A 10331-nucleotide genomic window follows, 5' to 3' on the forward strand; every position below is an offset into this window, starting at 1 on the left:
TCTTCAAATCTCTGTTTTAACATCTATCGGGAAGGAGCTTTTTTCTCTGGTTCTGCTTGGTCGGGAGGAGATTTCTTAGAAGTTGCTTTCTCCGAAGCTCTTTTTTCAGCATTGGATTTTTTAGGAGTTGCTTTATCCGAAGTTTCTTTTTGCGAATTAGATTTTTTAGGAGTTGCTTTATCCGAAGGTGCTTTTTCGGCTGGTGCCGGAGTTGGAGTTGGCGGAGGGGGATTTACTGCTGCTTCTTGAGCGTAAAGCAGATATTTCTGATACTCGATCACTTTTGCTTGAGCTAGTTGATGGTTGGGGCTAGACACCGGTACTCTTCTCATTAATGAGACCGCTTCTTGCCAGCGATCTGTAACTGTCGTCCAATCTTCCTTGGTTTTTGCCGATCGCCCCAATTCTGCTGCTTGGAGTGCGCTGTTAACGGCTTCTCGAAAAGTATCTGGTGCAGTTGCTAAATCTGCTGTTTCATCGAGATTATTCCCCGCAGTTGCAACAGGCTGGTTCAAAATTTTACCGACAAACGCCACCACGGCGATCGCCAACATACCCGTCACCAGCCCAACTACAATGAAAGTCGATCGCAGTCGGTTCTCAAATGCAGCAAGTTCCGGCGGTTTCTCTTCCTCAATATTGCTTTCCATCTCTATGCGATCCTCTATATTAGCAACCCCAGTATTTGGCGCCGATTCTTCCCCAAAGCTGTGTCCTTCAAAGTTGCTGTTTTCCAAACTAAACTCTTGACTCCAAGCAGCAGCTACCTGACCGCTTTCTCGGCCCTCAACCTTCACTTTGCGAATCGAATCCGGCTGCAAATTCGTCAGCTCGGTGCGGACAAAATCAACTAACGTATCTTCTATCGGTACCTGCTCGGCCTCAAGAATTACATCCAAACAGTCGCCGTCGAGATTCGCGGAGGCTGTTATGCCTTCAGATTGCAACTGGCTGTTGAGCCAAGATGCGATCGCAGTGGCGAGATTTCCCTGCTTGGCAAGTTCCTGAAAATTAAGCTCTGTCATAGCTGGACACCTGATAATGCAGAAGGTAGAAGGCAGAAGGAATGAAAAAGTCAGAAATAGTTTTTTTAAAGTTGAAAACACCCTAACTGAAATTCAACAAATAGTATAATGTATCGCGGGAAATCCAAGCCCAAAGATGGAAATTATCAGTTTCGCTCCCCCTCCCATCCCTTCGGAAAAGACTTGCATTCTTTACTAGGAAACGAACTCAGGTTTGTAGTGAGGGCTTCAGTCCTCCCGCCCGGCCGCCAAATACCGCTGCTTTAACCTGGTAATTGATACCGACCGCGCAACTCCACATAGCGCAACGGCGTTAAGTCGAGCCGCAAGCATCGCCCCTAAAACCGACATCCGGCTAGAAAAAGCCTCGATCGCGCGGATTCGAGATTTGAGATTAAAAAATTGTGCGATCGCAGTGCCATCGACGGACAGCGAGTGATATCATCAGTTAGTCAATATTCAAGTTTTTATAGCAAAAAAGTCGATCGCACAATGGTAGCAATAGCAATTTTAGCTGCTGGACGCGGCACGCGCATGAAATCTGACTTGCCCAAAGTTCTACACGAATTGGGCGGTCTAACGCTAGTTGAGCGAGTCCTCCAAAGTTGTCAAGAAATTCAAATTTCCCGGCGAATTGTCATCGTCGGTTATCGAGCCGAACTCGTGAAAGAAGCTTTGATAGGTGGTAAAGAAATACCGGACAATCCTCAATTTCCTCAATTTCCTCCCTTAGAATTTGTCGAACAAACCGAACAATTGGGAACCGGTCACGCCATCCAACAATTGCTGCCTCACTTAGAGGGATTTCAAGGAGATTTGCTGGTCTTAAATGGGGATGTACCTTTGCTGAGGGCAGAAACTATCAAACAATTGATTGCTGTTCACAAGCAACACCAAAACTCTGCTACTTTATTGACCGCTAATTTGCCGAATCCTCAAGGGTACGGGCGAGTATTTACCGACAGTCAAAACTTAGTCGAGCAAATTGTCGAAGACCGCGACTGCACACAAGCTCAAAAGCAAAACCACCGAATCAATGCAGGTGTTTACTGCTTTCACTGGCCGGATCTAGAGAAAATTTTGCCAGAATTGAAGGCAGACAATGACCAAAAAGAATATTACCTAACTGATACGGTCAATTTCCTCAGTCCGGTGATGGCGATGGATGTCGAAGATTATCAAGAAATATTGGGAATTAACGATCGCAAACATTTAGCCACAGCTTGCGATATTTTGCAAACGCGGGTAAAGGACAAGTGGATGACGGCGGGAGTGACGCTGCTCGATCCCAACAGCATTACGATCGACGATACTGTAGAGTTGCAGCCGGATGTGGTAATTGAACCGCAAACTCACTTGCGGGGAAAAACTTCCATCGCTTCTGGGAGTCGCATCGGCCCCGGCAGTTTGATCGAAAACAGTCACATTGGGGGAAATGTAACTGTGCTTTATTCGGTGGTTTCTGACAGTATTGTGGCGGAAAATTCGCGAATTGGTCCTTACGCACACTTGCGGGGACACGCGGAAATAGGGGCGAACTGCCGCGTCGGCAATTTTGTAGAATTGAAAAATACTCAAATCGGCGATCGAAGTAATGTCGCTCACTTGTCTTATTTAGGCGACGCGACTTTGGGAGAAAAAGTCAACATTGGTGCTGGGACAATTACGGCAAATTACGATGGAAAAAACAAGCACAAAACTCAAATAGGCAATCAAACTAAAATAGGTTCCAACAGCGTGCTTGTTGCACCGATAACTTTGGGGCAAGATGTTACTGTAGCGGCGGGTTCTGTGGTGACGGAAGATGTGCCGAATGACTGTTTAGTAATTGCCCGTTCCCGGCAAGTTGTCAAACCAGGTTGGAAGTTGAAAGAACCAAAAAAGTGAACAATTCTTCGCTTTTTCTATGATAAGTTTCCACTCGCATCGGGACTTGCGCAGTCGATACCAAAGAAACCGGGTTTTGATAACAGGAGCGATGGCGCTATACCAGAGATTCTGGTTAAAAACCCGGTTTATATGTAAGTCCGCAACCTTGAGAAATCGGGTCGATCGCCTTCGGCTATTTTTGGTTATTTTGCTGGTGCAGATAGTTGTTAATCGCTTTAGCGATTTTTGCTTGCTGGTATGGATTCATCGTGCGGGGTAGGGAGATGCGAGAGCCTCCACAAGCTAACAGTCTGACTTCGTACCAAATGTCATGATCCCGATCTTTTGTTCGATCGACTTCCACGGCATAAATCTCGCACAGAGAGTATTGAATTACTTTACGTGCCAACAAACCCCGCTGTTTAACAGTCAAGGTGTTTAAAGTTCCATCGAAGCTGTAGGTTTCATTATTTCTCAACACGATCGCTGCGAGTGCTGCGAGCAAAAATATGCCTCCTGTCAATCCCAACCAGCGCTCGTTTTGGCTTAAGCGCAGCAATCGATGCTTTGCATTTTTAACAAAAAAATTGATGTCAGAAGCAACAGCGTCTTGGTTCCCCCAGTTAGTGGAGTTAGCAGTGAAAGGAACATTGCCAACAGAAGTCAAAAGTACAACTCTGCTTTTATAGCCGCATCTTTGAACTTTTGCTCCCCGCAAAGAAGTAAGCTGAATTTCTTTGATGTTCGACCCCAGTAAATTCGATCGCACAATCTGGCAGTTTCCTTGTTTGGCCTGCAATCGCTGGCAGCTCAGGGTTGCTCCATGATAGTCAAAAATCAGCGATATCAGTCCCAATGTCATTAATAAACAACTAGGGAGCCAAAAATCAAATACGCTTTGAGTCTGAATTCTTAATTCAGTTGCTGTTTGCTTAATTATTTTCATTTATCTCACCTTTGGATTCCCAAAATGATGCTACAGATCGACTTCCTGACCCCGAGCCGCCGAATTGTTAACTTATATATTATTTGAAGTCGTCCTTTGCCACGATTCCTTTTATTTTGCTAATAGATTAGCACTAAAATGTCTCGGGAACAACAAATGTCGCGAGTTTACTTGCGGCTGGGTTTGAGATAGCTTTCCGTGATTTAAAGTAGATAAATCTTAAAAATTTATTAATTATGTTATTGCGAGTCAAACATTAGCTTTCGCGAACCGAAGGAAAGTAATAGCAAAGGTGAAACTAGGTTTACATTCTGTTACATTGTAAAGTTTATTTGTGCCTACCTAACTATCGTTAGTTATTGATTTGGGCGATTCCCTACGGGATAGCTACGGTTCACGGACTTGCACGGCAAACATATTGCTAAGCGTGCGACGATCGCGGGTAGAGATATAGCTGCGAATCAAATCAGCCATTTTGTATTGTTCTGTTGGTGAATGGCTTCTTAAACATATGCGATCGCCCCCCAACATCAACAAATCAAAATAGTAGCTACGATTTCCCTCGCTATCTGCTATTTGTCTAATTCTACCGCACAAATCTTGCGAGTTGAGCATTCGGTAATATCATTGAGCGACAAACCCCATCATCGTTTAATGGTCATTTTGCCAAAAGTGTTATCAAAGAGGTACATTTGGTAGTGGTATTTGGTAAAAAATGGAGAAAAGTCGAGGTTTTTAGGCAGCAGTAGCAGAAGTCCGTAACGATGCGTTGTCACGATCGATAAAATCCCCACTCCCACCAATGTGGTTTTCCCACGAGCGAGAAAATGACAATATTTTGCTTGCCAAGGGCGAGACTCGTTGGCTCCATGTGTTGTTAAACCGTTCAATATAGCTGGTCTTTCCAGTCTCCTTGCCCACTGCTTTTCGGAATGAGTAAAACTAACGCCGATCGACATCCCCGACTTTTTGGAAAAGTCGGGTATCGGTGATTCCGATCCAGGACCATTTTTAAGCAATAAAAATCAGCGTTCCCTTGCTCATTTCCAAAGTATCGCCCATTTCCAGACCGTTGTGAAAAGCACCCAAAATCACCTCGCTAGTTTTGCCAAAAGCGATCGCACCGCTAGCATCAATTCCAATTGCGCCAAAATCCCGTTGACGATCGTCAGCTTCAGCAAAAGAACGCTCAAAAGCAGCTTTCAAACTCAAACCATCCGTTACCCGTATCACAATCCGCGGGGCCAAACACTCGTCCATAATGTGCTCGCCAATCCCCGTACAGCTTACCGCCGCATTTCCAGTCGCGTAATTTCCCGCCGGCATCGCCGAGTCGCTAACCCGCCCGATGCGCTCAAAACCTTTGCCACCAGTCGAAGTCCCAGCAGCCAAGCGTCCGTGAACATCCAAAGCTACAACTCCGATCGTACCCATACCCGCCGGTTCCGCCACCACGTCAGCCATTGCTTTGCTAAAATTGCCTTGGCGTTCCTGCATCCACTCGTGCAAGCGCAAATCTGTCATCGGATCGTAAATCGGCAATTGAAGTTCTCGCAGCAATTCCGCCGAACCAAAATCCGAGAGAACCCGATCGTCCGAATGCTGCAAAAATTGAGCAAGTTCGATCGGATGTTGAACGCGAGAAACATTAATCGCCCCGCTGAAACGCTGCATCAAACCGTCCATCAGCGAAGCACTCATCCGAATTTGACCGTCCGACTGCACCACAGAACCTGTACCGGCATTAAATCGCGGGTCATCTTCCAGCAATTGGCAGCCCCGCACCACTGCATCTACGGCACTTGCACCGTCTTTTAGCAGCGGATAAACTTCCTCCAAAACATCGTAAAGCGATTTCCGCACCGCCTCAATTCCGCCTTTACTGTGTAGAGAACTGCCGGCACCGCCGTGAATAACTAGCTTTGGTTGCACTTGTTGCGATGCCATATTTTTTAACCTAAAATTTTTCCTTTGCAATCTTAGCCTCGATCGAGCAAATTACCCTAAATTCTTAATCTTGAGCCGCCAAACGGCGGCGACGACAACGTTCGGAACAGTATTTGACCTCATCCCAGCAGTGCGCCCATTTTTTGCGCCAAGTAAAAGGTCGATCGCACACCGGGCACATTTTTGTCGGTAAATCAGATTTCGATCGCTGCTTTGCCATGCTAATTTGGACATTACATTAATGATTAAATTTTAATCAAAACAAACAATACAATCCATTTCTGCCTAACACCTCCCCAAATAAAAATGCTCGAAACGGCATTAGCCAAAATCCGAATAGTCTTAGTAGAACCCGCAGGCCCATTGAATGTCGGTTCTGTCGCCCGCGTCATGAAAAATATGGGTTTGCACCAATTAATTTTGGTAAATCCCCAATGCGATTATTTAGGGGAAGAGGCCCGACTGATGGCAGTTCGCGCCGCCGATATATTGGAAACTGCCAAAGTAGTTGATAGTTTGGCGGCTGCTTTGGTTGGGTGTGTCAGAGCGATCGCGACTACAGGAGACGATAGTCGATCGTTGCCAACACAGCTAGAACAGCCCGCAGACGCCTTGCCTTGGCTCCTAGAAGCCCCCAGCGCCCTAATTTTCGGCAGAGAAGACTGCGGCTTGACCAATGCCGAATTAAACCGCGCTCAGCGCCTGATCCGCATTCCCTCCAGTGACGCCTACACTTCCCTAAATCTCGCCCAAGCAGTCGCTATCTGCTGCTACGAACTGTATGGGGAAGAAGGAAGAAGGAAGAGGGAAGAAGGAAGAGGGAAGAGGGAAGAAGGAAGAGGGAAGAAGGAAGAAGATGCCTTGTTCCCTGGCTCAGCCGGGGAACGCATATCCAGAGGCTCTGCCTCTTCAATAGATGCAACAGATAATTTATCAACTTGTTACCAAGAACAACTTGGAACCAGCCAGAAAGAAAATCCCTCTCCTCCCCTCACCAGTGCTCCCTTGGAAAATTTAGAGGGATATTACCAGCAACTAGAAACGCTGTTACTCAAAATAGGATATTTGCAGCAGCACACAGCAGCAAGCCGGATGGAAAAATTTCGGCGTTTGTACAACAGGGCGTATCCGACAGTTGATGAAGTCGCCATGCTGCGGGGCGTCCTCCGCCAAACAGAATGGGCAATCAAAACTTACCCGCGAGAGGCAAATTCTGATACTCTGGATGGGGCGTTGCCGGAAAATCCAACGGATAGCTAGGAGAAATGCTGATAATTGGGGATGTGAGATTGAGGATTTTTTTCACAGAGAACTTTCCTGCACCCATTTGTCACCTTCATAACAGGGTTTCTTGACTAAAAGCCTAAGCTTTGGGATAATTTGCGAGCAATAAACCCGGTTGCTGATACCAGGCAGCGTCTGGGGCAAATCTAAAATCTAAAATCTAAAATCTAAAATTGATTGGCTGGCAAGCTGAAAAATCTTAAACTTGAACTTTACAGTAGTGATGAAGGAGTAAGACGTGGCAGAGCGGTTTCCCAAAGGATCGATATTATCGGTGATATCCTCGATATCCTCTCCCAACTCCGGCTCAAAGCAGCCTAAGTCCGGCAAAGCAAGTCAGTCTGGCAACTCGGGTCGCCGCCGCCCTCCGCAACCGCAAAACGGCAATTCAGAAATTCGAGAACGATCGCCAGAACCTTCGACTTTGCCACCGCAACCAAGCCGCGGCAGCAGAATTAGAGCCAATTCTCCCGCACCTTCGGAAGAATTGACTGCACAAGACTTTTTATCCGATCCCAGATCTGCCATTAACCCCAGAAAACCCAGAACCAGCAAAATTCCCCCGTCGAAGACTCGCCAATCAGGCAAAAAAGGTCTCGCTGCTGTCGATATGTTCGATTTTCCCGAGCCGAATCGGGAAACTGTCAGTTCGATCGCCAGCAATCCCAACAGCCAGATCCCAACTGCCAATCCCCCTGCAACCCGTGGAAGTCGCCCCAGTTCGCCCCCAGTGCGCATTCCTGACACGGTAATGCCCCCAAATGCCAAAAAAGCCCCTGTGTCGAAACCGCGTCCGCAAGCGAGCCAGAGACCGGGGAAACGCTCTGCACCTCAGAGCGTGCCGCCGTTGGTGTACGCTACTCGCTTGCTGATTTTGGGAGTTGGGATTGCGGTGATTTGCGGGACGCTGCTGTCTGTGGTGAATGCTGTGAGCCGATCGTCTGTAGCAGCAGAAGAACAAACCACCCCAGGGCAAAAAAACCCAGATGCAGGCGACAGCGCATCTGCTGCACCGGTGACCGGAGAAGTGCTGCAACTGAATCAAGAATTAGGCGCTTTGAAAACGCAAGTTCAGGTTTTAGCAACAGAAAATCCTACTTTGACAGCCGGAGTATTTCTAGTCGATTTAGATACTGGAAGCTACCTAAATTTTAACGGCGATACTGCTTTTGCTTCAGCTAGCACGATTAAAGTACCAATTTTAGTAGCTTTTTTCCAAGCAGTAGATGAGGGAAAAGTGAAGTTAGATCAGGTGCTGACGCTGAAGCCCGAAAACATTGTGGGCGGTTCTGGGGAGATGCAAGACGACACTCCAGGCAAGAAGTATTCGGCTTTGGAAGTTGCCCAAAAGATGATTGTTGTCAGCGACAATACGGCGACAAATATGATGATTGAGTTGTTGGGAGGTGCTGATGTTTTGAATCAGCATTTTGCAAGTTGGGGTTTGAGGGCGACGGTTCTCCGCAATGATTTGCCTGATTTGGAGGGAACTAATACTACCAGTCCGCAGGATTTGATTAATATCATAGCCCAGATCGATCGGGGGAATTTGGTATCGGTGAAATCGCGCGATCGTATTTTGCAAATTATGCGCCAAACTCAAAACGCTTCTTTGCTGCCGAAAGGTTTAGGCGAAGGTTCAATTATTGCTCACAAAACCGGCAACATTGAAACAATGCTTGCGGATGCGGGGATGGTAGATTTGCCGAACGGTAAGCGCTATTTGGTCGCGGTGATGGTGAAGCATTCGCCGGAAACCGAGAAGCCAGCTCAAACATTGATTCGGGATATTTCTCGGATGAGTTACCGCTATTTGAACGGTGAGGAAACGCCCGCCGATTCACAAGTGAAAATTAAAAATTGAAAATTCAACCGGGTTTTTTCTGGCAAGTGTTGTAGACTTTATCAAACTATAAATCAGTTTGTATTATGAAACTAAACATCCGCCTTGCTTGTCTGGTAGCGCTCTCAACTTTAGCCGTTGCAGTCTCCCCCACTTTGAGTAATGCTAATCCTGTTCCTGAATCTGAGACCGACGGCGTGACAGTGATTAACAATAATATCGAACTCAATCGGGCAAAAAACTTAGCCCGTCAAGCAGCAGAAATTGCTAATGGGGGTTTAGGCAACTATCGAGCTGAAGCTTCTATGCACGGTACTTCTGAGGAATCCCCGTTTGTTGACAATGGCGATGGAAGTTGGACTTTTACTTTTCAAGGGTACAAACCCGGTACGTCTGTCTATACTGTAGAAACGGTTGTTACGGTTTCTCAAGATGGAAAGGTAAGAGTTGATTATAATGGGCGAATTCGCGAGAAAGCTCAATTTTGAAAAGTTATGCAAACAGCTAAGTAGATTGCCATCAAAAAACAGAACACCCAGAACCCTGACTTTTTTAAGAAGTCGGGGATCTAACAGCGATTGTTCCGCTGGATAGAGTTGATCGATGACCCCCGCTATGTTTCAATCCCTGATAGGGATTTAAGTTAATTCCGGCTAAGTCTGGCAGAATTAGCCCTATTTTTTCTATTTTCGGTTTCAATCCCTGATAGGGAGTTAGGTTAATTGCGGCGCATCCCCAATCCCTGTTGGTCGAGTACCGCGATGTTTCAATCCCTGATAGGGAGTTAGGTTAATTGCGGCAATTCTGCGAGTGCGCGGCGGGCTGCGAGGCGATCGTTTCAATCCCTGATAGGGAGTTAGGTTAATTGCGGCAAAAGACGATGCGGTTGAAGTAACTGAAGTAACTGCCAGTTTCAATCCCTGATAGGGAGTTAGGTTAATTGCGGCGGCCGGCAATCAGCGAACTAGCCCCGGCTTGTTAGTTTCAATCCCTGATAGGGAGTTAGGTTAATTGCGGCGCGCGATCGAACGATCGCTACACATTCTATAACTGTAGTTTCAATCCCTGATAGGGAGTTAGGTTAATTGCGGCGCAGAAGCTGTCTCTGTTGGAAGCCATTCGATGACTTCTGTTTCAATCCCTGATAGGGAGTTAGGTTAATTGCGGCAAGTTAGCGATCGCAGGTTTTATTCCCGTGCCTTCAGTCGTTTCAATCCCTGATAGGGAGTTAGGTTAATTGCGGCATCACTCGGAGCTAGTGTCTCGCTCTTTAATCCAATAGTTTCAATCCCTGATACCAATTTCCTAAAGTCCTGCTACAGATATAGCATCTAAAATAAATTCCCATCCCGTCAAAGAAGCAATAACTTCCAACGTCAACTTATTTAACTCTTTTTGCAGCGCTGCTCTCAACTCT

At 46.5% G+C, this 10331-nt stretch carries 10 protein-coding genes and 1 CRISPR repeat array; of the genes, 4 read left to right on the top strand and 6 right to left on the bottom strand.

Annotated elements, in window-relative coordinates:
- Positions 1–23: 23 nt before the first annotated feature.
- On the bottom strand, positions 24–1025 hold the full coding sequence (locus E5S67_RS02945; RefSeq protein WP_172185317.1) for a prolipoprotein diacylglyceryl transferase: 1002 nt from the start codon (positions 1023–1025) through the stop codon (positions 24–26).
- Between the two features lie 492 nt (positions 1026–1517).
- Here E5S67_RS02945 and glmU point away from each other — a divergent pair, with 492 nt between their 5' ends.
- The gene (gene glmU, locus E5S67_RS02950; protein WP_172185343.1) at positions 1518–2912 is read left to right on the top strand and encodes a bifunctional UDP-N-acetylglucosamine diphosphorylase/glucosamine-1-phosphate N-acetyltransferase GlmU; all 1395 of its coding nucleotides are present in this window, start codon (positions 1518–1520) and stop codon (positions 2910–2912) included.
- Positions 2913–3087: 175 nt separating this feature from the next.
- Here the strand turns inward: glmU and E5S67_RS02955 are convergent, their stop codons facing one another.
- The 5 genes from E5S67_RS02955 to E5S67_RS02975 all read right to left on the bottom strand — a co-directional run bounded on the left by E5S67_RS02955 (position 3088) and on the right by E5S67_RS02975 (position 6007).
- Entirely contained in the window at positions 3088–3840 is a 753-nt protein-coding gene (locus E5S67_RS02955; protein ID WP_172185319.1) for a hypothetical protein, read from the bottom strand.
- A 387-nt stretch (positions 3841–4227) separates the two neighbouring features.
- On the bottom strand, positions 4228–4455 hold the full coding sequence (locus E5S67_RS02960; RefSeq protein ID WP_172185321.1) for a hypothetical protein: 228 nt from the start codon (positions 4453–4455) through the stop codon (positions 4228–4230).
- Positions 4456–4484: 29 nt separating this feature from the next.
- Positions 4485–4799, bottom strand: coding sequence for a hypothetical protein (locus tag E5S67_RS02965; RefSeq protein WP_172185323.1), 315 nt, complete (start codon positions 4797–4799; stop codon positions 4485–4487).
- 52 nt (positions 4800–4851) lie between these two features.
- Positions 4852–5787 carry an isoaspartyl peptidase/L-asparaginase gene (locus E5S67_RS02970; RefSeq protein WP_172185325.1) on the bottom strand — a complete coding sequence of 312 codons (936 nt, stop codon included), beginning with the start codon at positions 5785–5787 and terminating at the stop codon, positions 4852–4854.
- Positions 5788–5851: 64 nt separating this feature from the next.
- The gene (locus E5S67_RS02975) at positions 5852–6007 is read right to left on the bottom strand and encodes a DUF2256 domain-containing protein (RefSeq protein ID WP_172185327.1); all 156 of its coding nucleotides are present in this window, start codon (positions 6005–6007) and stop codon (positions 5852–5854) included.
- An 86-nt stretch (positions 6008–6093) separates the two neighbouring features.
- Between E5S67_RS02975 and E5S67_RS33090 the strand changes: the two genes are divergently transcribed.
- From E5S67_RS33090 to E5S67_RS02990, 3 genes are all read left to right on the top strand, one after another.
- The gene (locus E5S67_RS33090; RefSeq protein ID WP_172185329.1) at positions 6094–7047 is read left to right on the top strand and encodes an RNA methyltransferase; all 954 of its coding nucleotides are present in this window, start codon (positions 6094–6096) and stop codon (positions 7045–7047) included.
- A gap of 298 nt (positions 7048–7345) precedes the next feature.
- Positions 7346–8935 (top strand): serine hydrolase, encoded by a 1590-nt coding sequence (locus E5S67_RS02985; protein WP_343045285.1) that lies wholly within the window; start codon positions 7346–7348, stop codon positions 8933–8935.
- A 65-nt stretch (positions 8936–9000) separates the two neighbouring features.
- A complete protein-coding gene (locus tag E5S67_RS02990) occupies positions 9001–9402 on the top strand; it encodes a hypothetical protein (protein WP_172185333.1) in 402 nt (133 codons plus the stop codon).
- 129 nt (positions 9403–9531) lie between these two features.
- A CRISPR array of direct repeats spans positions 9532–10158; the repeat unit is 37 nt; unit sequence GTTTCAATCCCTGATAGGGAGTTAGGTTAATTGCGGC.
- Positions 10159–10331: the final 173 nt, after the last annotated feature.

Source organism: Microcoleus asticus IPMA8 (genome assembly GCF_013179805.1).
GTDB lineage: Bacteria > Cyanobacteriota > Cyanobacteriia > Cyanobacteriales > Microcoleaceae > Microcoleus > Microcoleus asticus.

What these genes read in the sequence shown, in the direction of transcription:
- E5S67_RS02975 (WP_172185327.1), bottom strand. Translation starts at nt 6,007, where the DNA reads ATGGCAAAGCAGCGATCGAAATCTGATTTACCGACAAAAATGTGCCCG.
- E5S67_RS02965 (WP_172185323.1), bottom strand. Translation starts at nt 4,799, where the DNA reads ATGTCGATCGGCGTTAGTTTTACTCATTCCGAAAAGCAGTGGGCAAGG.
- E5S67_RS02970 (WP_172185325.1), bottom strand. Translation starts at nt 5,787, where the DNA reads ATGGCATCGCAACAAGTGCAACCAAAGCTAGTTATTCACGGCGGTGCC.
- E5S67_RS02990 (WP_172185333.1), top strand. Translation starts at nt 9,001, where the DNA reads ATGAAACTAAACATCCGCCTTGCTTGTCTGGTAGCGCTCTCAACTTTA.
- E5S67_RS02955 (WP_172185319.1), bottom strand. Translation starts at nt 3,840, where the DNA reads ATGAAAATAATTAAGCAAACAGCAACTGAATTAAGAATTCAGACTCAA.
- glmU (WP_172185343.1), top strand. Translation starts at nt 1,518, where the DNA reads ATGGTAGCAATAGCAATTTTAGCTGCTGGACGCGGCACGCGCATGAAA.
- E5S67_RS02960 (WP_172185321.1), bottom strand. Translation starts at nt 4,455, where the DNA reads ATGCTCAACTCGCAAGATTTGTGCGGTAGAATTAGACAAATAGCAGAT.
- E5S67_RS33090 (WP_172185329.1), top strand. Translation starts at nt 6,094, where the DNA reads ATGCTCGAAACGGCATTAGCCAAAATCCGAATAGTCTTAGTAGAACCC.
- E5S67_RS02945 (WP_172185317.1), bottom strand. Translation starts at nt 1,025, where the DNA reads ATGACAGAGCTTAATTTTCAGGAACTTGCCAAGCAGGGAAATCTCGCC.